Annotated in this window: 25 protein-coding genes; 24 read left to right on the top strand and 1 reads right to left on the bottom strand. The window is 64.9% G+C overall.

Going from position 1 to position 22,894, the window contains the following annotated elements; translation table 11 throughout:
- Window positions 1-277: 277 nt before the first annotated feature.
- The 15 genes from ffh to ACOZ9V_RS12290 all read left to right on the top strand — a co-directional run bounded on the left by ffh (window position 278) and on the right by ACOZ9V_RS12290 (window position 12,816).
- Window positions 278-1,888: a signal recognition particle protein gene (gene ffh, locus ACOZ9V_RS12360; protein WP_434590454.1), complete on the top strand. Its 1,611-nt coding sequence runs from the start codon at window positions 278-280 to the stop codon at window positions 1,886-1,888.
- Between the two features lie 157 nt (window positions 1,889-2,045).
- Window positions 2,046-2,489 (top strand): 30S ribosomal protein S16, encoded by a 444-nt coding sequence (gene rpsP, locus ACOZ9V_RS12355; RefSeq protein ID WP_139468811.1) that lies wholly within the window; start codon window positions 2,046-2,048, stop codon window positions 2,487-2,489.
- Window position 2,490: 1 nt separating this feature from the next.
- Entirely contained in the window at window positions 2,491-2,721 is a 231-nt protein-coding gene (locus ACOZ9V_RS12350) for an RNA-binding protein (RefSeq protein ID WP_039210974.1), read from the top strand.
- A 180-nt stretch (window positions 2,722-2,901) separates the two neighbouring features.
- A complete protein-coding gene (gene rimM, locus ACOZ9V_RS12345) occupies window positions 2,902-3,402 on the top strand; it encodes a ribosome maturation factor RimM (RefSeq protein ID WP_434590450.1) in 501 nt (166 codons plus the stop codon).
- A 119-nt stretch (window positions 3,403-3,521) separates the two neighbouring features.
- Window positions 3,522-4,340, top strand: coding sequence for a tRNA (guanosine(37)-N1)-methyltransferase TrmD (gene trmD / locus ACOZ9V_RS12340; RefSeq protein ID WP_434595396.1), 819 nt, complete (start codon window positions 3,522-3,524; stop codon window positions 4,338-4,340).
- 173 nt (window positions 4,341-4,513) lie between these two features.
- Window positions 4,514-4,855 (top strand): 50S ribosomal protein L19, encoded by a 342-nt coding sequence (rplS, locus tag ACOZ9V_RS12335; protein ID WP_025777317.1) that lies wholly within the window; start codon window positions 4,514-4,516, stop codon window positions 4,853-4,855.
- Window positions 4,856-4,886: 31 nt separating this feature from the next.
- Window positions 4,887-5,510 (top strand): signal peptidase I, encoded by a 624-nt coding sequence (lepB, locus tag ACOZ9V_RS12330; RefSeq protein ID WP_434590446.1) that lies wholly within the window; start codon window positions 4,887-4,889, stop codon window positions 5,508-5,510.
- 106 nt (window positions 5,511-5,616) lie between these two features.
- Window positions 5,617-6,324 carry a signal peptidase I gene (gene lepB / locus ACOZ9V_RS12325; protein WP_172171301.1) on the top strand — a complete coding sequence of 236 codons (708 nt, stop codon included), beginning with the start codon at window positions 5,617-5,619 and terminating at the stop codon, window positions 6,322-6,324.
- Window positions 6,324-7,136 carry a ribonuclease HII gene (locus tag ACOZ9V_RS12320; RefSeq protein ID WP_434590443.1) on the top strand — a complete coding sequence of 271 codons (813 nt, stop codon included), beginning with the start codon at window positions 6,324-6,326 and terminating at the stop codon, window positions 7,134-7,136. The genes lepB (ACOZ9V_RS12325) and ACOZ9V_RS12320 overlap by 1 nt, the downstream gene beginning before the upstream one ends.
- Entirely contained in the window at window positions 7,133-7,450 is a 318-nt protein-coding gene (locus tag ACOZ9V_RS12315) for a DUF2469 domain-containing protein (protein ID WP_025777313.1), read from the top strand. Before ACOZ9V_RS12320 ends, ACOZ9V_RS12315 begins: the two co-directional genes overlap by 4 nt.
- Window positions 7,451-7,619: 169 nt before the next feature.
- On the top strand, window positions 7,620-8,039 hold the full coding sequence (locus ACOZ9V_RS12310; protein ID WP_139908445.1) for a YraN family protein: 420 nt from the start codon (window positions 7,620-7,622) through the stop codon (window positions 8,037-8,039).
- The gene (locus ACOZ9V_RS12305) at window positions 8,036-9,673 is read left to right on the top strand and encodes a YifB family Mg chelatase-like AAA ATPase (RefSeq protein WP_420095335.1); all 1,638 of its coding nucleotides are present in this window, start codon (window positions 8,036-8,038) and stop codon (window positions 9,671-9,673) included. Before ACOZ9V_RS12310 ends, ACOZ9V_RS12305 begins: the two co-directional genes overlap by 4 nt.
- Window positions 9,670-10,899: a DNA-processing protein DprA gene (gene dprA / locus ACOZ9V_RS12300; protein WP_434590441.1), complete on the top strand. Its 1,230-nt coding sequence runs from the start codon at window positions 9,670-9,672 to the stop codon at window positions 10,897-10,899. The genes ACOZ9V_RS12305 and dprA overlap by 4 nt, the downstream gene beginning before the upstream one ends.
- A gap of 49 nt (window positions 10,900-10,948) precedes the next feature.
- Window positions 10,949-11,623: a maleylpyruvate isomerase N-terminal domain-containing protein gene (locus ACOZ9V_RS12295; RefSeq protein ID WP_434590438.1), complete on the top strand. Its 675-nt coding sequence runs from the start codon at window positions 10,949-10,951 to the stop codon at window positions 11,621-11,623.
- Window positions 11,624-11,700: 77 nt separating this feature from the next.
- Complete coding sequence (locus tag ACOZ9V_RS12290; RefSeq protein WP_259357904.1) at window positions 11,701-12,816, top strand: tyrosine recombinase XerC; 1,116 nt, start codon at window positions 11,701-11,703, stop codon at window positions 12,814-12,816.
- Window positions 12,817-12,879: 63 nt separating this feature from the next.
- Here ACOZ9V_RS12290 and ACOZ9V_RS12285 read toward each other — a convergent pair whose 3' ends face one another.
- Entirely contained in the window at window positions 12,880-13,950 is a 1,071-nt protein-coding gene (locus tag ACOZ9V_RS12285) for a D-alanyl-D-alanine carboxypeptidase family protein (protein WP_434590434.1), read from the bottom strand.
- A gap of 551 nt (window positions 13,951-14,501) precedes the next feature.
- Between ACOZ9V_RS12285 and rpsB the strand changes: the two genes are divergently transcribed.
- From rpsB to ACOZ9V_RS12240, 9 genes are all read left to right on the top strand, one after another.
- Window positions 14,502-15,419 (top strand): 30S ribosomal protein S2, encoded by a 918-nt coding sequence (gene rpsB, locus ACOZ9V_RS12280; protein ID WP_101544634.1) that lies wholly within the window; start codon window positions 14,502-14,504, stop codon window positions 15,417-15,419.
- A gap of 33 nt (window positions 15,420-15,452) precedes the next feature.
- A complete protein-coding gene (tsf, locus tag ACOZ9V_RS12275) occupies window positions 15,453-16,280 on the top strand; it encodes a translation elongation factor Ts (protein WP_101544635.1) in 828 nt (275 codons plus the stop codon).
- 184 nt (window positions 16,281-16,464) lie between these two features.
- A complete protein-coding gene (gene pyrH / locus ACOZ9V_RS12270; protein WP_139468802.1) occupies window positions 16,465-17,217 on the top strand; it encodes a UMP kinase in 753 nt (250 codons plus the stop codon).
- A 193-nt stretch (window positions 17,218-17,410) separates the two neighbouring features.
- Window positions 17,411-17,968, top strand: a complete 558-nt coding sequence (gene frr / locus ACOZ9V_RS12265) for a ribosome recycling factor (RefSeq protein ID WP_101544639.1) — start codon at window positions 17,411-17,413, stop codon at window positions 17,966-17,968.
- Window positions 17,968-18,990 (top strand): phosphatidate cytidylyltransferase, encoded by a 1,023-nt coding sequence (locus ACOZ9V_RS12260; protein ID WP_434590428.1) that lies wholly within the window; start codon window positions 17,968-17,970, stop codon window positions 18,988-18,990. Before frr ends, ACOZ9V_RS12260 begins: the two co-directional genes overlap by 1 nt.
- 186 nt (window positions 18,991-19,176) lie before the next feature.
- The gene (gene rlmN / locus ACOZ9V_RS12255; RefSeq protein WP_434595393.1) at window positions 19,177-20,406 is read left to right on the top strand and encodes a 23S rRNA (adenine(2503)-C(2))-methyltransferase RlmN; all 1,230 of its coding nucleotides are present in this window, start codon (window positions 19,177-19,179) and stop codon (window positions 20,404-20,406) included.
- Window positions 20,407-20,506: 100 nt separating this feature from the next.
- A complete protein-coding gene (locus tag ACOZ9V_RS12250) occupies window positions 20,507-21,067 on the top strand; it encodes a DivIVA domain-containing protein (protein ID WP_025777300.1) in 561 nt (186 codons plus the stop codon).
- On the top strand, window positions 21,060-21,734 hold the full coding sequence (locus ACOZ9V_RS12245) for a hypothetical protein (RefSeq protein ID WP_434590425.1): 675 nt from the start codon (window positions 21,060-21,062) through the stop codon (window positions 21,732-21,734). The genes ACOZ9V_RS12250 and ACOZ9V_RS12245 overlap by 8 nt, the downstream gene beginning before the upstream one ends.
- Window positions 21,735-22,146: 412 nt before the next feature.
- Window positions 22,147-22,722, top strand: a complete 576-nt coding sequence (locus ACOZ9V_RS12240) for a hypothetical protein (RefSeq protein ID WP_434590422.1) — start codon at window positions 22,147-22,149, stop codon at window positions 22,720-22,722.
- Window positions 22,723-22,894: the final 172 nt, after the last annotated feature.

The following is a 22,894-nucleotide window of genomic DNA, read 5'->3' as shown; positions in this document are numbered from 1 at the left end:
AGCGTGTTTTGCGAGGAAATGTCGGGTGAACCGCTAGCGGTGAGGGATGCCTCGCGAGTGGCGTACGGCGGGCAGCCTCGGCGAAGGAATTGAGAAGTTGCCGCAGGATTCCTGCGGCCGAACCAGTGATCTGGTCGGAGTGGCTCCTGTCCCCGGGGCAGGCTCACTGGGACTCACCGGGGCTCACGGGGGTTTGCCAGCATGCACGGTTTCAGCCGGACCCGGGTGAGTTGCTAGTCTAGAGAGTCGACCAAACCATCGTGAAGAAGGCTTGTACGTGTTTAACTCTCTGTCCGACAGGCTCACCGCGACTTTCAAGAATCTGCGCGGGAAGGGCCGGCTGTCCGAAGCCGACGTCGATGCCACCATCCGTGAGATCAGACGTGCCCTGCTCGACGCCGACGTCGCCCTGCCTGTCGTGCGTACCTTCACCGGCCGAATCCGTGAACGCGCCCTGTCCGAGGAGGTCTCGGGCGCACTCAATCCCGGCCAGCAGGTCGTCAAGATCGTCAACGACGAACTCGTCGGCATCCTCGGCGGTCAGACCCGTCGACTCAACTTCGCCAAACGGCCGCCGACGGTCATCATGCTCGCCGGCCTCCAGGGTGCAGGTAAGACCACCCTGGCCGGAAAGCTCGCACACTGGCTGAAGTCCGAGGGCCACCGGCCGATGCTCGTCGCGGCCGACCTGCAGCGCCCCAACGCCGTCAACCAGCTCCAGATCGTCGGCGAACGTGCCGGTGCCGTGGTCTACGCCCCGGAACCGGGCAACGGTGTCGGCGATCCGATCCAGGTCGCCACCAACTCGATCGAGGTCGCGAAGTCCAAACTCCACGACGTCGTCATCGTCGATACGGCCGGGCGCCTCGGCATCGACGAAGAGCTCATGCAGCAGGCCGCGGACATCCGCAGCGCGGTCAACCCCGACGAGGTCCTCTTCGTCATCGACGCGATGATCGGTCAGGACGCGGTGAAGACCGCCGAGGCGTTCCTCGACGGCGTCGACTTCACCGGCGTCGTGCTCTCGAAGCTCGACGGTGACTCCCGCGGTGGTGCCGCGCTGTCCGTCGCCGAGGTGACCGGAAAGCCGATCATGTTCGCCTCGACGGGCGAATCGATGAAGGACTTCGAGCAGTTCCATCCGGACCGGATGGCCGACCGGATCCTCGACATGGGCGACATCATGACGCTCATCGAGCAGGCCGAGAAGAACTTCGACGAAAAAGAGACCGAGAAGCTCAAGAAGAAGGTCGAATCCGGCGAGGACTTCGACCTCAACGACTTCCTCACGCAGATGGCGGGCCTGAAGAAGATGGGCTCGATGAAGAAGATGCTGGGCATGATGCCCGGCATGAGCCAGTACAAGGAACAGCTGGCGAACTTCGACGAGCGTGAGGTCGACCGGGTCGAAGCGATTGTGAGATCGATGACACCCCAGGAGCGCTCCAACCCGAAGATCCTCAACGGCTCCCGCCGTGCCCGCATCGCCAAGGGCGCCGGCACCACGGTCACCGCGGTCAACCAGCTCATGGAGCGCTTCACCCAGGCGCAGAAGATGATGCGGTCGATGACCCGCGGCGGCGGAATGCCCGGAATGCCCGGTGGCGGAGGTATGCCGCAGATGCCCGGAATGGGCGGAATGCCTGGTGCCGCGGGTGGCAAGAAGAAGAAACCCGCAGGGAAGAAGAAGGGCCGCAAGGGCGGTCAGTCGGGCAACCCGGCCAAGCGCGCGCAGGAGGCGCAGGCGCTGGCGGACAAGAAGGCGGGCAAGACCCAGGACCCGGTCGGCTCGGCCTTCGGCGGAGTCGATCTGGGCAAGGACGATGAATTCGATCCGGCGAACCTGCCCAAGGGCTTCGGCGGAATCTTCCCAGGTGGCAAGAAGTAGAGCCTTCTGGCACAATTGACTCTTGTACTTTTGCTCTCGGTCCGGGCCCTCTCATCCGCGCCGAAGTGATAGTCCGAGCCGCGGCTTCCAGCAGATCAACCCCACGCTTCTTCTGGTACAGCTGTGCACACAGAACACAAAAGGAGACACCACTAAAGTGGCAGTCAAAATTCGTCTGACCCGCATGGGCAAGATCCGTGCACCCTTCTACCGCGTCGTCGTCGCTGACTCGAAGACCCGTCGTGACGGTAAGGCCATCGAACAGATCGGCATCTACCACCCGACCCGTGAGCCTTCGGTCATCGAAATCGATTCCGAGCGAGCACAGTACTGGCTCGGCGTCGGCGCACAGCCGAGCGACCAGGTCAAGGCTCTGCTCAAGCTCACCGGCGACTGGCAGAAGTTCACCGGCGAAGGCGAAGCGGTCAACACCGTGAAGCCGCAGCCGGAGAAGGAAGCCTACGTGGCACCCAACGCCGAATCGGTGATCAAGGAAGCCATCACGCAGAAGGGCGGCAAGTCCGCTGAAGCTGCCGAGGCTCCGGCCGAGGAAGCAGCCGAAGCCGCACCTGAGGCCGCTGAAGAAAGCGCTGAAGCCTGAGATGTTGCCTGATTCGCTCGAACATCTGGTCCGCGGAATCGTCGATCATCCCGACGACGTCTCCGTCCGTTCGCGTTCTTCGCAGCGCGGCACGACCCTCGAGGTCCGGGTTCACCCCGAAGACCTCGGCCGGGTCATCGGCCGTGCAGGCAGGACCGCCAAGGCCCTGCGCACCGTGATGAACTCGCTGGCCGGCCGTGAGTCGGTGCGAGTGGACCTCATCGAGGCGTAATTCCAACATCCGAGAGGGGATGCAGCGCACGTGCGCTGCATCCCCTCTCGTGCATTCACTTAACCGTCGCCGACTACACTGGTGCCTGAACAGGGCGGCCCGCCGTACGACCGCAGAAGCGCAGTCACCGCAGTGCAGGGCCGGCCGAACAGACAGCGACAGCAGACTTCGAGGAGCAGTATGGACACGGTGATCGCCCGGCTGGGCAAGCCGCACGGAATCAAGGGCGAATTCACCGTCGAGGTGCGCACCGACCGACCCGAGGACCGGCTCAATCCAGGGGCGACCTTCGCCACCGATCCCGATATCGGACTGCTGACGCTGAAGTCGGCGAGGTGGCACCGCGACCGCCTGCTCCTGGCCTTCGACGAAGTCCCCGACCGCAACCGCGCCGAGGAGATCCGCAACACCCTCATCCTCGCCGAAGCGGATGAGGACGAAGACGAAATCGACGCCTGGTACCTCGACGACCTCATCGGCCTCAAGGTCTATGAGAACGACGCGCTCGTCGGCGAGATCGTCGACGTCACGAACGGGACCGCCCAGGATCTGCTCCACATGAAGCACACCGCCGGACACGTTGTGCTCATCCCCTTCGTCACCGAGATCGTGCCCGATGTCGACATCGACTCAGGACGCGTCACCGTCACCCCGCCCGCCGGCCTCTTCGACGCCGAATGAGCGAACCATCCCCGAAGCCCGAATCGTCCCCGATGAATGGCACCGACACCCCCGCCGAGGCGACCGGAACGGAACCGGTGACCCAGGGTGCGACCCGCGCCGAGGCGGTCGGACCGCAGATGTCGATCGACGTCGTGTCAATCTTCCCCGAATACCTCGCCGGACTGCAGCTCTCGCTCATCGGCAAGGCCGTCGACCGCGGACAGCTGAGCCTCGGCGTCCACGACCTGCGGGACTTCACCTTCGACCGGCACAACACCGTCGATGACTCGCCCTACGGTGGGGGAGCGGGAATGGTCATGAAAGCCGAACCCTGGGCGCTGGCTCTCGAGCACATCCTCGCGGAACGAGGCAGCGCTGCGAAGGGTGAAGGTGCGGACGGCGCTCGGACCGCCGGTCCGGCAGTCGGAGGCAAGCCGACGCTCATCGTGCCCAGCCCTGCCGGGCAGGTATTCGATCAGCGCATCGCCGAGGATCTCGCCACCCGCGACCACCTCGTCTTCGCCTGCGGACGCTACGAAGGAATCGACCAGCGCGTCATCGATTGGGCCGGGGAGCACTTCGACCTGCTGCCCATGAGCATCGGCGACTACGTCCTCAACGGCGGTGAAGTCGCCTCGATGGTGATGATCGAAGCGGTCACCCGCCTCATCCCCGGCGTCATCGGAAACCCCGAGTCGCTGACCGAGGAAAGCCACGAAGACGGACTGCTCGAATACCCGATCTATACGAAGCCGGCGAACTGGCGCGGTCGCGAAGTGCCCGAGATCCTGCTCAGCGGCAACCACGCTGCGATCGCCAGGTGGCGACGTGACCGACGTCTCGAACGCACCGCGGATGTCAGACCGGATCTGCTCGAGAAGCTCGATGACCTGAGCAAGGACGACCTGGCCGCGCTCGAGCGGTTTGAGTCTGAGCGCTCAACCGTGACAGAATAGAGCGTCGCGTTTGTTGGCACTCACCTGCTTCAGGGGGATGAGTGCCCACGGTGGCCCGTCGCATCGATTCGGCGGGTCGACGGGGAGAGATCCCGACAGACGATCCAGTTACCGGAACACCGGTCCGATATGCGTGTCCTCGACCTGAAGCAGAGGCCACAGGAGAAACCACAATGCAGAAGCTCGATGTTGTAGATGCAGCCTCGCTGAAGTCTGACGTTCCCGAATTCCGTCCGGGCGACACCCTCAACGTTCACGTCAAGGTGATCGAAGGTTCGCGCTCGCGTATCCAGGTCTTCAAGGGAATCGTCATCCGTCGCCAGGGCGACGGCGTTCGCGAGACCTTCACCGTCCGTAAGATCAGCTTCGGCGTCGGTGTGGAGCGTACCTTCCCGGTGCACTCGCCCAACGTCGACAAGATCGAGGTGCTCACCCGCGGCGCTGTGCGCCGTGCGAAGCTGTACTACCTGCGCGAACTGCGCGGCAAGGCTGCTCGGATCCGCGAAAAGGCCTGATTTGCCCGGCACTGTGGGCGATGATCACACGGTGCCGAACAGACATGAAGACGCGACCTTCGGGTCGCGTCTTCTGTCTTCGGCACGGTTCTGGAAAGCGATCGCGGCGATCGTCGTCGTCATCATCGTGCTCGGCGGATCGATCCGCGGATTCGTCATCCAGCGCTTCACCATTCCGAGCGCCTCGATGGAGCCGACGCTCAATGTCGATGATTCGATCACGGTGTGGCGCCCGGACGCCCTGCGCGGAGACCTCCAACGCGGAGACATCGTCGTCTTCGACGGCCGCGGATCGTTCGTCGACGATGCGCTGCCCACTCCTCTGCAGAAGATCGGTTCCTGGGTCGGACTCGGCCCTCGGGACGTCTACTACGTCAAACGCGTCATCGCCGTCGGCGGCGACAGCCTCGAATGCTGCGACGCGAAGGGTCGTCTGCTGCTCAACGGCAAGCCTCTGACCGAGGACTATGCGCCGGCCCCCGCCTCGTCGGTGGAATTCTCCATCGAAGTCCCCGAGGGCACCATGTGGGTGATGGGCGACAATCGCAACGACTCCGCCGACTCCAGGTCGCTGCTGGGACGGCCCGGTGGGGGATTCATCCCCACCGACCGGATCATCGGCCCCGTGATCGGGCACGGCTCCTCGATCGACTGAGCGCACACACCGCAACTGCACTGCGGCTGAGTGTGCGGCGAGAGTCGTGCTGATACGCTCGGTTCAGTCCACAGCCGCAGTCCTGGTCCGATGTGAAAGCGAACGAATGACAAGCGAATCCGAAGCTTCCCCGCCGCCCGCCTCGAAACGGTTCGCGCGCGGTCTGCTGGAGACCCTGGCGATCATCGTCGTCGCCCTGCTCATCTCGACGGCCCTGAAGACGTGGGTCGTCCGTTCGTTCTACATCCCGTCCGAATCCATGATGACCACTCTCCAGGTCGATGACCGGGTGCTCGTCAACCAGCTGGCTCACCGCTTCGGACCCGCCGACCGCGGCGACATCATCGTCTTCGACGACCCGGACCATTGGCTCTCGGCCGCCGAGACCGCCGAATACACGCCCAACCCGGTCCTCGAATTCATCGGCTTGGCCCCCGCGGACTCGGGCAATCAGCTGATCAAACGGGTCATCGGCGTCGGCGGCGACACGATCAGATGCTGTGACGCCGAGGGACGCCTGCTGGTCAACGGCGAACCGATCGACGAAACCTATCTCGATGAGGGCACCGCTCCCTCGGAGGTCGAATTCGAAGTCACAGTGCCCGAAGGCCATTACTGGGTGATGGGCGACAACCGCAGCAACTCCGCCGACTCGCGCTACCACATGGACACCGACCCCTTCGTGGCCGAAGACGACGTCGTCGGCACCGTGTTCCTCATCAACTGGCCGTTCAAGCACTTCAGCTGGGTCTCGACACCCGACAAGGTCTTCGCGGACGTACCGGACACCGCCGAGGGACTCAGCGGGAACTGATGGCCGCACGTGGACTGACCGACCTCAGCGTCGAACGGGAACTGCTGAGCGAGGGATTCGACTACGTCATCGGCGTCGACGAGGTGGGCCGTGGTGCCCTGGCCGGGCCCGTCAGCGTCGGTGTCGCCCTGTTCGATCTGCGCATTCTCACCGCCGCCGAGGTGCCCGCCGGCATCCATGATTCGAAGCAGCTGAGCGCGCAGTCGAGGCAGGAGGCCACCGACCGCGTGCGGTCGTGGGCGACCGCCGCGGCGGTGGGATCGTCGACGCCGGCCGAGCTCGACGAGGTGGGGATGACGATGGCGCTCAACCTCGCCGGACGTCGCGCCATGATCTCGATGCTGCGCGAATGGGCGGACGCTCGTACCGACAGGCACGGTTCGGGCGGTTCCGAAAGGAACGGTTCGGGAGGTGCCGATGTCAACGGAACGGCCGCCTCGGCGAGGGAATTCCCGGGCCGGACGATGGTGCTCCTCGACGGTCGACACGATTGGCTTTCGGCCCCACTCACCCTCGATTGCCTGGGGACATTCGGTGACTGTGTCGACCTCGAACTGCCGCCTGTGCGCACCGTGATCAAGGGGGACGGCTCCGTTCCGGCTATCGCGGCGGCGAGCATCGTGGCGAAAGTGGCACGCGACGAGACGATGATCGCACTCGCGGAGGCCCATCCGCACTATGGTTGGGAATCGAACGTGGGATACGGGACGGTGAAGCACCGACAGGGCATCACCGAACTCGGACCCAGCATCCACCACCGGAGAAGCTTCCGCCTGACCGCGGACTCAGGAGCGAAGGAGGGCCTGTTATGAGCGCCGATGATCTTGACGACTACGAAGCACAACTCGAGCTTGCGCTGTACAAGGAATACCGGGACGTCGTCGGTCTCTTCGCCTATGTCGTCGAGACCGAGCGCCGGTTCTACCTCGCCAACCACGTCGACCTCAAGGCTCACAACGATGCCGGCGACGTGTACTTCGAACTCACCCTGCGCGACGCGTGGGTGTGGGACAGCTACAGGTCGGCACGGTTCATCAAGACTGTGCACGTGCTGACGTTCAAGGACGTCAATATCGAAGAGATCGCGAAGTCCGATCTCGAACCGCCGACGGCGATCCGCGGCTGAGACGGGGCGCCGGGGCCACCGGCGAACCCTGGGCTCACTCACCCATGCACCGATTGCTGTGGACGAGGCACTGACTCGACCGTCCTCGGCCTGTGGATGAGGCGGCCTCGTCCACAGGCCCTTTTTCTGCTCTTCCCTGAAGTATTGCCGGCATGGTCATCTGACCGGTATGGGACGGATACGAACACCCGGTCGGACACGAGCGTCGAAGAGCACGCGGACCGTGAAGGGCCTGCGCAAGCAGGCGCTCGGCAGCAGAGGAGAGGACCTCGCCGCTGCGTTCCTCGAAGACGCTGGACTCGTCGTTCTCGAACGCAACTTCCGGTGCCCACGCGGTGAGCTCGACATCATCGCCCGCGACGGTGACACCGCGGTCTTCGTGGAGGTCAAGACGCGTCGCACGGCCATGCTCGGATCACCGTTGGAGGCCGTGACCCGAAACAAGCTCGCCCGCATCCGCACATTGGCAGGGTTCTGGCTGAGCGGGCAGGACGAATACTTTCCGGCCACGCGCATCGACGCACTCGGAATCATCATGGAACCGCGCGTCCAGTACTTCCACTGCCCGAACATCCAGGTCGACTCGTGAGTGAGGAGACCCTGGGACGGGAGGAACCGTCGGGCGATCCGGTCGATCCGCCGGAGCTGGTCGAGCCGGTCGAGGCCGACGAAGTCGAACCCGCATCCTCGGCGCACATCATCGGGCGGGCCTCCGCCGTGGCTCTGTGGGGACTGACCGGGAAGATCGTGTCGATCGAAGCCAGCGTCAGCGCGGGCCTGCCGGGAATCGACATCGTCGGACTGCCGGATGCCTCGGTGAGCGAATCACGCAAGCGCCTTCGTGCGGCCCTGTCCTACCTCGGCAAACCAGTCGCCACAGAACACCTGACGATCAACCTCACCCCGGGAACGGTTCCGAAGATCGGCACCGGATTCGACCTCGGCATCGCCGTCGCCGTGCTCAGAGCACTCTCGTTGATCTCCAACGACGACACAGGCAGCGTCATCCACTGCGGTGAGATCGGACTCGACGGCAGAATCCGTCCCGTCACCGGGGTGCTCCCGTCCCTGCACACAGCGCTGCAAGCTGGGTTCGACCGCTTCGTCGTCCCCATCGGCAATGCCGATGAGGCGGGACTCATCGGACGGGCAAGAATCCTCCCGGTCGCCTCGCTGGCCGAGGTGGTCAATGCCTACGGAGGATCGATGGCCGTACCCGCACTGCCTGCCGTCCTCGAAATGGATCGGCCCGTCCCCGTGAACCCGGAACTCCACGACCTCAGCGAAGTCCAAGGACAGGCCGAAGGACGTTTCGGCCTCGAAGTCGCCGCGGCAGGTGGCCACAACCTGCTCATGCGCGGAACACCCGGCGCGGGCAAGACGCTGCTGGCCCAATGCCTGCCCGGAATCCTGCCGCCGCTGAACGACGACGAAGCCGTCGAAGTCGCCACCGTCCGTTCCCTGCGCGGAGAACTCGACGGCAGCGACGGACTCGATCACCGCCCGCCGTTCGAGGCACCCCATCACCGCAGCACCGCCTCGGCGCTCATCGGCGGACGCCGCCCCGGAACGGTCGGAGTCCTCAGCCGAGCCCACCGCGGGGTTCTGTTCATGGATGAGGCACCCGAATTCTCACGCGATGTGCTCGAAGCCCTGCGACAGCCGATGGAATCCCGTCGCGTCCACATCCACCGCGCCTGGGGATCGATGGTGCTTCCGGCATCCTTCCAGCTCATCATGGCCGCAAACCCCTGCCCCTGCGGAGTCGGGATGGCCGGCGCCGGCGGGGACTGTCGGTGCACCCCTCTGGACAAACGCCGCTATCGCAATCGGCTCTCCGGGCCGCTGCTCGACCGCGTCGACCTGCAGCTCGAGCTCTTCCCCGTCTCTCCCGCCGACATCCGGCTCGGCGGGGACCAGGAGACCAGCACCACGGTGGCCACCCGCGTGTCAGGCGCACGGAAGCGACAGTCGGAACGCTTCGCCGGCTGCGACTGGAGGCTCAACGCCGAAGCGCCCGGAACCTGGCTGCGCGAACACTTCGCACTCACACCGAAAGACCTGACGGACCTGGACCGGGCACTCGACACCGGCCGGATCACCATGCGCGGCTATGACAGGGTGCTGCGTGTCGCAACCACTCTGGCCGACCTGGCGGGAAAGCAGGGTCCCGACCCCGACACGATGAGAATGGCGCTCGCCTTGCGGACACAGGAGTCATGACCGTGAACACACATGAGGACGTACGCATGGCCATCGCCTCACTGCTGCGCATCGGTGAGCCCGGCGACGGACTGCTCAAACAGCTCGTCGACGGAATCGGCCCGGTCGCCGCTCTGTCGATCATCACGGCCGTCGGTCGCGGTGAGACCACCGCGCACAATGCTGTCCAAAGTCTGGCCGACACCGGCACCGAGGCGGCCGAACACAGTCAGCTGCCAGCGGCCATCGACCGGTGGGCTGTGCGAGCCGGCGAAGCCGACGCGGTCGGGAGCGACCTGGACAAGATCGCGAGAATCGGCGGCCGACTGATCATTCCCGATGACGATGAGTGGCCCCGAATGCTCGACGACCTCGGCCCTGCAGCGCCACTGGGCCTATGGGTGAGAGGAGCAGCCTCCCTCAGCGCCGCACTGACTCGTGCCGTTGCCGTGGTCGGGGCCAGAGCAGCCAGCAACTACGGAACCAAATGCGCCTCTGACCTCGCGTGGGATCTTGCCGCTCGCGGAATCACCGTCGTATCCGGCGGCGCGTTCGGCATCGACGCTGCCGCCCACCGTGCCGCCATCGCCCGCGAATCGCCGACGGTGGCATTCATGGCCGGGGGAGTCGACCGCTTCTACCCGGCGGCGAACGCCGACCTGTTCGAACAGATCCTCGCCACCGGTGCCATCGTGTCCGAGACTGCACCCGGAATGACGCCGATGCGCCACCGGTTCCTGCTGCGCAACCGACTCATCGCCGCCTCGTCGCAGGTGAGCGTCATCGTCGAAGCCGGCTGGCGCAGCGGGGCACTCAACACCGCCCGACATGCCCTCGAACTCTCCCGCCAGGTCGCGGCCTTCCCCGGGTCCGTGTACTCGGCGTCCTCGACCGGAGCACACAAGCTCCTGCGCGAACACGAAGCGGAACTCGTCACCTGCAGCGACGACGTCATCGCGCTCATGGACGATGACACCCCGGCACTCTTCGACACGGCCGTGCTCAGTGCTGCGGTGGGGAGTGGAGAACGCCCGCCGTCTCTCGATCCCCGCGAAGGGCTCGACGAGCGGGAGAAGATCTGTCTGAATGCGCTGACCGTGTCGAAGCCGCTCGACGTCGGCACCATCGCTTCCCGGGCAGGGCTGACGATCGCGGATGCGCTCAACTCTCTCACCGCGCTCGACCTGACCGGATTGGCCGCACGCCGTGACACCGGATGGGTGAAGCTGCGCAGACCGCGCTCCTGATGCCGGCGATGACCGTCAGTCCGCCGCGGAGACCGCGTATCCTGAGGACGTGAGCACAGACTCTCCCGCCGACCATTTCTCTCAGGCCTGGACAGCACTGTTGAGAACCGTCGCCGGACTGCGTGACGGCGACTTCGGGCGAGCCTCCGGCTGTGCCAGGTGGCGCGTCCAAGACCTCGTGTGCCACCTCATCATCGATGCCCAGGACGTCCTCATCACCCTCGTGACACCGAGCGAGGGCGCACCGACCCACGACTCAGCAACCTACTGGACTGTCACAGACTTCCCGCCGACCGGGGATGATCCCCTCGACGCGCTCATCCCGCGACTGGCTGCCGCCTATGAGGACCCGCAGCTGCTGAAGTTCCACCTCGACGATGTGGGCACAGCCGCCGACCGGGCCGCTCGGCTCGCCGACCCCGAACGACGGGTGGAGACCCAGCACATGGTGCTCACGATCGGAGACTTCCTCAACGCGTATGTCCTCGAATGGACCCTTCACCACTTCGATCTCATCGCACACCTGCCGAATGCGCCGACTCCGCCGACAGGCTGCGTCGCTCGAAGCCGGACGATGTTCGAGGACGCTATCGGGGCGACGATCCCCGCGGAACTGACCGATGCCGAAGCACTGCTCATCGGCACGGGACGACGACCACCGGACGCGGCGCAGAGATCGGTCCTCGGCGACATAGGCGAACGGCTGCCGTTCATCCTCAGCTGAGGCCTGATGGCCGACACCTGACGCCTGATGGCCGACGGAAAACGGCGGCGTCCTTCGGCGCCGCGTATCCTGGGGACGTGAGCACATCATCGACCGTCGCCGAGGTTGTGTCAGGCTATGCCGACCACCTGAGGTCTCGTGACGTCTCCGAACACACCGCCCGAGCCTACGTCGCCGACGTCTCCGACTTCCTCGATCACGCCGTGCACTCGACGAAGCTCCGACAGGGGAGCGGAGAGGGGCACCTCACGACGGCATCCGGCGCACGGATCGACATCGCTGCGATCGAACTCGACGATCTGCGGTCCTGGCTCATCGCCCTGGACGATGCCGGTGCCGCGAAATCGACGGTGGCTCGCAAGATCGCGGCAGTGCGCTCCTTCTTCGCCTACGGTGTGAGCAACCTGGGACTGCCGAACAACCCGGCCGCGCGTCTGCGGACTCCGAAGAAGGACTCCCGCCTACCCACGGTGCTCAAACCTCAGCAGGCCGCCGACCTCATCTCCGCCGCCGAGAACCACCGAACCGGAGTCACCGGCGTGGGGCGGAGACGGAAAGGGGGAAGCGCCGACAACGGCATGGATACGAGTGGCTTGATGGCAGACGATTCCTCGACGAGCGACCCGGCTGCAGACGACACCACGACGGGTGATTCCGCACAGCACGGCAAGAACGATCCACTCGATGCGGCCAAACGCATCCGCGATGCCGCAATCCTGGAAATGCTCTACGCCACTGCGGTGCGCGTCTCGGAGCTGACCGGACTCGACCGCAGCGACATCGATCACCGCGCATCGATGATCACCGTGCTCGGCAAGGGCAACAAAGAACGTCGCGTCCCGTTCGGGACCCCGGCACGCAGAGCCCTCGACGACTGGCTCGCCGCCCGCGAACTGTTCACCGGTCCTCACAGCGGCGACGCACTGTTCCTCGGCGTTCGCGGGGGACGCATCGGCGCCAGGCAGGTGCGCGAACTCGTTCACCGGTACGGCTCCGACGACCCCAGCGCCCCGGACATCGGACCACACGGACTGCGACACTCTGCGGCCACACACATGCTCGACCGCGGTGCCGACCTGCGTCAGATCCAAGAGCTGCTCGGCCACTCCACGATGAGCAGCACCCAGATCTACACTCAGGTATCCATGCAGCGTCTGCAGGACACCTACCGGCGAGCACACCCGCGAGCCTGAGACTCACAGAGACGGATTTGGCCGGCAGAGTCATGGCGGAAGCGTCGGCCTGGCCGAGGCCTCCTACTTCCGGAATTCCCAGTGCCAGGGCTCGGGCAGGGACCCCGTCTGCCGTGCCCAACCGGGATGAATCCACCCGAACTTCGGCGCATTCGCCCGCATCCACTGATGCTGCGCGGTGCCGAAGGAATTGATCCCGCTGCCGAGGTCGACGGCCAGCGCCCACCCGTGATTCGACGTTCCCGGTGTCGCCGCCATCCGCCCCTTTCGCCGTTTGAGGATCACCTGCGTGGCGTAGTCCCGGTAAGCATCGGTGACCGAGATCGGGGCGCCGAACCGAGCCTCGAACGCCGACGAGAGCCGATCGAAAGCCGCTTGAGCATCGCAGCGCAGCATCTGCCCGGGGGCCGACTCCAACTGGCACATCGCCGAGGCGGGAATCTGCCCATTGCTGTGACCGCCCCACGCTCCGGCACCGGAGGTGGCCGAATCTCCGCCGCCTTTCGGTTCCTTCGCGGGCTTCCGTGACAGAGGCAGAAGTGCCGACTGCTCCTGGCCGAAGAACTTGCCCGGATCGACGTACCTCTGATCGCTCGCGGCCGGCCATGCTCCTATATGCAGGCACGAACGCTGACAGTGGCCACCGCTGCCCACCGTGCCGATCTTCTCGACGGCGGCAAATCCCTCACCCTTCTTCAACGACGTCGCGGCCGGTTGGAACGTGAGCACATGATCGGACTCGGTGAGGATGCTGACGGTCGCAGTCCCCGCCACCGTGCCGGCAAAGCGGATCGTCCCTTCCGTCGGTGCCCGCAGCGGTTCGCCAACGACAGCGAGCACGTCGATTCCGCGATGCCCCTTGAGCCACGGCTTGTCCGGAGGATCAAAGGCTTCGATGATCTCCATCGCCGGCACCGGGGTGACCCAACTCGACTGAGCGTTCCTTTGCTGATTGCCCTGCGCCGTCGTCGACGCAGCCCCGGAGGCGGCGCTCGCCGTTGGGGGAGTGCTCGTGAGAACAAGCGCCGCTGCGATGATCACGGCAAGGAGCAGTGACTGCGGTGAGCCGAGGCTTGAGCGTCTCGTTCGAAGATGGAGCAGCAGGCGGAGACGGTCGAACGCGAAGTGAGTCATGGGAGCATGCAAACCCCTAGGGCGCGGTCGTGTCACCCGTGACTATCACCCCTGTGGACGAGCTGCCTCCACCCACAAGTCAACGACGTTCGAGTGCGGCAGCCGTCCACAGGAGTCGATGGGCAAGTGCACCGAATCGACGGCGATCCGGCTTCCCACGCCAGACGGGACTCTGCGCTCCGACATTCGACCGCGCCCATCGATCCACACCCGTCGACGCACGAGTCGGTGCGACGATACGGCCCGGTGGGCCGCCTCGGCGAGGGATCGATCTCGATTGGAAATGACTTGCCCAACCGGGATAGACTTAAGCCCAGCAGAAGCGTGTCTTCTGACTACGCGTATCCGAATTCTTCTCCTTCCCATGGTGCAGGCAACCTTCAGTGGTGCCTGTGGGGCGGACGAACCGGGTACCAGGAATCAACCGAAAATGTCATCGACGCATCCCGTCGATCGAATCGATGTGGACCCTTTGGGGTTCGCTTTGAGAACGATCGACGCGCGCGTGACGTAAAAGCACCCTGAGGGTGCACAGAAAGGAGGGCGTCGGCATGGCCGTCGTCACCATCCGCCAGCTGCTCGACAGCGGCGTTCACTTTGGACACCAGACCCGTCGTTGGAACCCGAAGATGAAGCGCTTCATCTTCACCGAGCGCAACGGCATCTACATCATCGACCTGCAGAAGTCGCTGGGCTACATCGACAACGCCTTCGAGTTCGTCAAGGAGACCGTGGCCCACGGCGGCTCGATCCTCTTCGTCGGCACCAAGAAGCAGGCCCAGGAATCCATCGCTGAGCAGGCTCAGCGCGTGGGTCAGCCCTACGTCAACCAGCGTTGGCTCGGCGGTATGCTCACGAACTTCCAGACCATCTCGATGCGTCTGCGCCGCCTCAAGGAACTCGAAGAGATCGACTTCGACGACGTTGCAGGTTCCTCGCACACCAAGAAGGAACTGCTCATCCTGCGTCGCGAGAAGGACAAGCTCGAGAAGACCCTCGGCGGCATCCGTGACATGCAGCGCACCCCGTCGGCCGTCTGGATCGTCGACACCAAGAAGGAACACCTCGCGGTCGACGAAGCCAAGAAGCTGGGCATCCCGGTCATCGGCATCCTCGACACCAACTGCGACCCGGACGACGTCAACTACCCGATCCCGGGCAACGACGACGCCATCCGCTCCGTCTCGCTGCTGACCCGCGTCGTCGCCGACGCCGTGGCCGAAGGCCTCATCGCCCGCCACTCCTCGGACGACGCCAGCGGTGAGAAGAACGTCTCCGCCGTCGAGCCCATGCCCGAGTGGGAGCGCGAGCTCCTCGAAGGCAAGACCGAAGAGAACGGCACCGAGGCTGCTGCCCCGGCCGAAGAAGCCGCTCCTGCCGCTGAGGCTGCTCCTGCGGCCGACGCCGAGAACGCCGAAGCCGCTCCGGCCGCTGAAGCTGCCGACTCCACCGAGTCGACCGAGTCCTGATTTCGTTTAACTCCACCATCCTGAGGAGAAGGAATGGCAAACTACACTGCCGCTGATATCAAGGCACTGCGCGAGAAGACCGGCGCCGGAATGATGGACGTCAAGAAGGCTCTCGACGAGTCCGACGGCGACCAGACGAAGGCCATGGAAGCCCTGCGCATCAAGGGCCTCAAGGGCGCCACGAAGCGCGAAGGCCGCTCGACCTCCGACGGTCTGGTCGCGACCTCCGTCGAAGGCGGAGTCGGCACCATGATCGAGCTCAACTCGGAAACCGACTTCGTTGCGAAGTCCGAACCGTTCGTCAAGCTCTCCGAAGAGGTCCTCGAGCTTGCCGTGGCCAACAAGGCCGATTCGGCCGAGGCTCTCCTCGCCGCTGAGACCGACGGCAAGCCCGTCTCCCAGTTCATCACCGAATCCGGTGCCTCGCTGGGCGAGAAGGTCGAACTGCGTCGCGTGGGCCGTGTCGAAGGCTCCAAGATCGCCTCCTACCTGCACCGCACCAACAAGGACCTGCCCCCGCAGGTCGGCGTGCTGCTGGCATTCGAAGGTGACGACGAGACCGTGGCACACGATGTCGCCGTGCACATCGCCGCTATGGCCCCGAAGTACTTCTCCCGCGAAGACGTTCCCGCCGACCTCGTCGAGAACGAGCGCCGCATCGCCGAAGACACCGCGAAGAACGAAGGCAAGCCCGAACAGGCTCTGCCGAAGATCATCGAGGGTCGCGTCAACGGCTTCTTCAAGGAGAACTGCCTGCTCGACCAGGGATTCGCCAAGGATCCCAAGCAGTCCGTGGCCAAGGTCCTCGAGGCTGCCGGCGTCAAGGCCACCGGCTTCCTGCGCTACCGCGTCGGAGCCTGATTCACCACTGACCGTGAAGCAGACAGATCTCTGCTTCCCAGGTTCACCGAGTGAGTGAGAACTCACCCGAGGAGCGGGGTCGGACCAATCGGTCCGGCCCCGTTTTTCGCTAAACTGACCCAGACGCCCGATCACAGTGACGATCCCACCGGGTACAGACCTGCCCGCACGGAAGAAGGACTCCATGACAAGCACCCCTGTTCACGAATCCAGCTACGCCAGCCGCGCGGTGCGCTCCCATCGGCGCCGCGTTCTGCTCAAGCTCTCCGGCGAGGTCTTCGGCGGCGGCAAGATCGGCGTCGATCCCGACGTCGTGGCCGCAGTCGCCCGCGAGGTCGCTCCCACGACCGAGGACGTCGAGGTCAGCATCGTCGTCGGCGGCGGCAACTTCTTCCGCGGAGCCGAACTCTCCCAGCGCGGCATGGACCGCACCCGTGCCGATTACATGGGCATGCTCGGCACCGTGATGAACTGCCTGGCACTGCAGGACTTCCTCGAACAGACGGGTGTCGACACCCGCGTGCAGACCGCTATCCCCATGTCGCAGGTCGCCGAATCGTATATTCCCCGCCGTGCCATGCGGCACATGGAGAAGAACCGCGTCGTCATCTTCGGCGCCGGCGCCGGACTCCCGTACTTCTCCACCGACACCGTGGCCGCCCAGCGCGCACTTGAAGTGCATGCCGATGAGGTCCTCATCGCCAAGAACGGTGTCGACGGCGTCTACACCGCCGACCCCAAGGTCGACCCGAAGGCCGAGAAGATCTCCGAGATCAGCTACCAAGACGCCCTGCAGCGAGGCCTCAAAGTCGTCGACGCGACCGCCTTCAGCCTGTGCATGGACAACAAGCTGCCGATGCACGTCTTCGGTATGGAAGGCGAGGGCAACCTGCGCAAGGCCATCATCGGTGAGAAGATCGGCACGGTCGTCCACTGAGACCCACCCCCACCGAGGCGGTCCGACGCTGAACGCAGGCGGATCCTCAAGGCGGGGGACCGTCTCCATCGAGGCGGTCGGCCGCCTGGCATCCACGCAGGTGAGAACACTCCTGCGATGATTCGGTGCGGCATTTTTCAGTGATGACCCATAGAATGAACCCAAAGCTTTAAGAAGAGGGAAAGAGGCAACCGTGATTGAAGAGACACTGGCCGAAGCCAGAGAGAAGATGGACAAGGCCGTCGAATTCACGCAGGAGGACTTCGCGTCGATCCGCACCGGCCGTGCCAACCCCGCACTGTTCGCCGATATCGAGATCGACTACTACGGCGCTCCGACACCGCTGCAGCAGCTCGCCTCGTTCCAGACGCCCGAGGCACGCACGATTCTCGTGACCCCCTACGACAAGGGCACGCTGACCGATATCGAGAACGCTCTGCGCAACTCCGACATCGGCGCGAACCCCGCCAACGACGGCAACGTCATCCGCGTCGTCCTCCCGGACCTCACCGAGGAACGCCGCAAGGAATACGTCAAGATCGTCAAGGGCAAGGCCGAAGACGGCAAGGTCTCCATCCGCAACATCCGTCGTCACGCCAAGGAGACTCTCGAACGTATCAAGAAGGACGGCGAAGCCGGCGAGGACGAGGTCACTCGCAGCATCTCCGAGCTCGACGATCTGACGAAGAGCAAGGTGGAGAACGTCGACAAGCTGCTTGCGCAGAAGGAAGCTGAGCTGCTCGAGGTCTGATGATCGCCGTGACAGGGTCCGACAGCCCCGCGACAGACCCGGCTCCCCTCGGGGAGCCGGATCCGTCAGGCGAGGCCGCGCGGGTTGAGACCCCTTTCCCGAAGCGTCGGGACCTGCGCAACTCGGACAAGCCGTATTCGCCTGACGACCCGGAATCGAATCCGACCGCCGAGGCGCCTGCGACCGATTCCGAACCTGAACAGAAGGATTACGGTCGAGCCGGACGCAACCTGCCGGCCGCGATCGGCATGGGACTGCTCATCGGCGGCGTGGTGCTCGCGTCTCTGATCTTCCTGCCGATCTCGTTCCTCTTCATCGTCCTTGTCGGCATCGTCGCCGCAATGTGGGAGCTGGCGAACGCTCTGTCACGTTCCGGCTCCCTCGTCTCCCGCGTGCCCACCATGGTGTCGGCGGCCTGTATGGTCGTGGCCACGTTCATCGGGGGCCGCGAAGCGCTCTGGGTGACCTTCGCCGCCAGCGCCGGAGCAGTCATGCTCTTCACGATGGTCGAGCGCCGGAAGAACGCAGTCAAAGACGTCTCGCTCTCCCTCTTCGCTCTCACCTATGTCGGCCTCATGGCCTGCTTCATCGTCTACATCCTCACCCAGCCGGACGGCAACTTCTACGTCATCATCTTCCTCGCCGCGGTCGTCGCCTCCGACACCGGCGGCTACGTCTTCGGCGTGCTGTGGGGCAAGCATCCCATCGCCCCGCGGATCTCTCCGAAGAAGTCCTGGGAAGGCTACCTCGGCTCGACCGTCTTCGCCGCCGTGGTCGCAACGGTCCTCGCTGTCACCGTCGTCGATGCCCCGTTCTGGACCGGTCTGGTCATCGGTGCCGTCATCCCCGCTTTCGCCACTCTCGGCGACTTCAGCGAATCGATGATCAAACGCGACCTCGAACTCAAGGACATGGGCACCCTGCTGCCCGGCCACGGCGGTGTCATGGATCGACTCGACTCGATCCTACCGACAGCCCCGGTCGCGCTCGTTCTCTTCTCGGTCCTGCCCGGCTACCTCTGACCGGCCCGCCGACTCGGCTACCCGGCTGCCTCTGACCCTGTCCGGTTCGCACCTGCCCGACGTGGCGGCTCACACACGACAGCCGTGCAGCGAACATGAGACAATGGCCGTGTGAGTTCTCAAGCAGGCAGAAGGCAGACCAGGCCCGTCGTCGAACATGCCGACGGCACGACATCGAAGACCCCGATGCGCGATGGCCGTCCCCTTCTCAACTTCAAGTCCGCACGGGTCAAGCAGCCTCCTCAGCATCTGGCCGATATGACGATGGACGAACGCATCGACGCGGTCAAGGAGATGGGACTGCCTGCTTTCCGGGCCAAGCAGATCTCCACCCACTACTTCAGCCACTATGTCACCGACACCGAGGCGATGACGGACCTGCCCAAGGACAAGCGGACAGAGATCCAGGAACGGTTCTTCCCTCACCTGCTCACCGAAGTGCGCCGCCTGCGCACAGAGAACGGCGACACCATCAAGTTCCTGTGGCGCCTCTTCGACGGAGCTCTCGTCGAGTCCGTGCTCATGCGCTACCGCAACCGGGTCACCCTGTGCGTGTCCAGCCAGTGCGGCTGCGGAATGAACTGCCCGTTCTGCGCCACCGGCCAGCAGGGCCTGACCCGCAACATGTCCACGGCCGAAATCGTCGAACAGGTCGTGCGCGCCAACCAGGTCATCGCCGCCGGCGAACTCGCCGAAGCCCCGAAGTCGGATATGCCCGGTGCGGGAGAGACCGCGCTCGGCGCGGAAGCCGATGAGGACGAAGCGGCGGGAGAAGCCGGATTCGACGGGGAGGCCACGGCCGCCTCGGCGAATGGCCCCGAACGGGTCTCGAACATCGTCTTCATGGGCATGGGCGAACCCCTGGCCAACTACAAGCGAGTGATGAACGCGGTGCGCCGGTTCGTCGGACCGAGCCCCGAAGGACTGGGCATGTCGGCCAGGCGGATCACGATCTCCACGGTCGGACTCGTGCCCGGCATCAACAAACTCGCCGCCGAAGACATCCCCGTCACGTTCGCCCTCAGCCTCCACGCACCCGATGACGAACTGCGCGATGAGATGATCCCGGTCAACACGCGCTGGAAGGCCGATGAGGCCATCGACGCCGCCTATAGCTACTACCAGGTGACCGGACGGCGGGTGAGCATCGAATACGCGCTCATCAAGGACATGAACGACCACGCGTGGCGTGCGGAACTGCTGGCCAAGAAGCTCAACGCCCGCGGACGCGGCTGGGTCCATGTCAACCCGATCCCGCTCAACCCGACTCCGGGCTCGGTGTGGACGGCCTCGGAACCGGAGGTCGCCGACGAATTCGTCCGCCGCCTCATCGATCAGGGCATTCCGACGACGATCCGCGATACCCGCGGATCCGATATCGACGGCGCCTGCGGACAGCTCGCCGCAGCCGACTGATCGACGCCCGGTTCGGCAACTGCGGACCGCGGCAACGCAATTGCTGCGGCTTCCATCTATTATGGTGGAAACACCACAGCCACTCGCTTCTGGAGGAGACATGGCGGACACGACTTTCCCTCGAATGTCCGGTTGGAAGAACGGATACGACCCCAAGCAGGTCGACAGCTTCTTCAAGCGTGCACGTGAGTCCTTCGAACGGCCGACGCCGCAGCCCGGCGACCTCGACTCCCGGGCGGTGCGCACGGTCGGTTTCGATCTCGTCCGCAAGGGCTACCACGTCGCCGTCGTCGACGCCGCGCTCGACCGTCTCGAAGATGCATTCGCCAAGCAGGCCCGAGACCGTCTGATCGCGCAGTCCGGGCAGGACGCCTGGGTCTCCGAGCTCACCCGTGTGGCCGCGTCGCTACGGGGTCGACTGGTCCGTGAACCCGGTGAGCGCTTCGACAATCCTCCTCCCGGAGTCATCGGCTACGACATCACCCAGGTCGACGACATGTGCGACAAGGTCAACTCGTACTTCACTCAGGGCGTGGCGATGAGCGTCGACCAGGTCCGCCGCGTGCTGTTCAAGACCGCAAAAGGCAAGAAGGCGTACAACGAGGACCAGGTCGATGCGTTCATCGACCGCGTCGTCGAAGTGATGGCCTCCGTTGACTGATTTCCACTACTTCGCGGTCCCGACCGCGACCGATCCCGGCACGCTCAACCCGGTTTACGAACTCCTCGACTTTCCGATCGCGATGGGCAAGGCCGAAGACATCGTGCTGACCGGACCCGCTCCGGAGAAACCGCTCGTCGACGGCCGGGAAGTCACGGATCCCCGCCTGGTCAAGGCCCTGTCCGTTCCCGTCGAGCTCGACCGCGCCGAGGTGCTCGACCGCAGTTCGAAGCTCGCCGGAGTGCTCCGTGCCATGGGCGTGGTTCCGGAATCCGGTGCCCGGCTCACCTTCGCCGAGGATGTCCCGCCGTTGGCGCGGGCGCTCGGTGTTCTTGCTGCCGCCCGGATCGGGCTCGTCGTGGATCTGCGAGCAGGAGCTCCGTCTGACTCTGCCTCAGACTTAGTGGTTCTCCACGCCATCGAAGACGAACCGGTCGAGCCGGGGCGTGCCTCCGTGCGGGTCACCCGGTCGCGCTTCGAAGGCGTCGGAGTGACGATCGGCTCCGAGACCGCGAACCTCGACCAGGCGATGCGCGACTCCCGCGTCGAATTCGCCGCAGTAGTGCCGCTCGACCCGCAGCGCACTCTGCTGCTCACCGACGACGGTGATCTTGAGGCGGGTACGAGCCTCGAATGGTACCGCACCGAGGTTCTCTCTGCTTCCTGAGCCCTGGACGCATGGGGGCTTCGACGCCGACGATGGTGTCGACGTTCCGGCTTCCGCGGACCCGCGGCCTGCTGATCCGCGTTCGGCTGAGACGGCGGCTGCTCTGCGCGCGGCCGGCTGTGTCTTCGCCGAGGACGAGGAAGCGATCCTGCTGGAGTCTGCAGCTGGCTCTGTGCCGAAACTCGATGAGCTCGTTGCACGTCGCGTGGCCGGTGAACCCCTCGAGCAGATAGTCGGCTGGGTTGATGTCGCGGGTCTGCGACTGAGCGTGCGTCCCGGAGTGTTTGTGCCGCGGCAGCGGACTGCTCTGCTTGCTGCTCATACAGTCGCGGTAAGCCGACGGATGCTGGACCCACAGGGAAATGGGGCCAGGACCACCGCATGCTCAAACTCTGTTGCTGACCGGCCCGTTGTGCTCGAAGCGTTCAGCGGAGTCGGCCCGGTCGCCTCAGTGGTGGCCTCCTTGGTGCCGGGGGTGGAGATCCACGTCGGCGATGCTCAGGCGGAGGCCGTGCGGTGTGCGGTGGAGAATGTCGAACGCTGCATCCAGTCGGAGGACTCAGCGCACGCGGGGGAGTCGACGCAGGCAGGCGGGTCCGAACAGGCAAACGAGTCCGGCACTACCGTGTCGGGGCATGTCCTCGACTGCCTCCACGGACTGCCCGATACACTGCGGCGGTCGATCTCAGTTATCGCTGCCGTGCCGCCGTACGTTCCTGAAACGGCAGCCGATTTTCTGCCGCATGAGGCCCTCGACTTCGAACCGAGCACCGCGCTGTTCGGCGGACGCGACGGACTCGACCTCGTTCGTCAACTCATCGCGGAGTCGTTGGACTGGCTGGCCCCGGATGGTTTGCTGCTCATTGAGCTCGGGCGAGGTCAGATTGCAGAGGCCACCGGATTCGCAGCCGAGCGGGGGCTGGAAGCCCGGAGCCACCTCGGCGAGGATGACCAGACGGTCGTGCTCGAACTGCGTCGTGGAAACTGACAACGGCCGGCTGAAATCGGGTGATTTCAGCCGGCCGGCTGCGTACCGACTGGTTCGAAGTGCGGGCGCGGGGCGCGAAGTCTGTGCGTCAGCACTTTGAACCAGCCGGTGACTGCAGATACAGCACGCCCGCCGAACCTCAGCAGGATCGGCGGGCGTTGACTGTGTTCAG

It is taken from the genome of Brevibacterium sp. 1718, from assembly GCF_051131255.1.
GTDB lineage: Bacteria > Actinomycetota > Actinomycetes > Actinomycetales > Brevibacteriaceae > Brevibacterium > Brevibacterium sediminis.
Note: the sequence above shows the minus strand (reverse complement) of the source record. Positions and strands in the feature narration are given on the sequence as shown.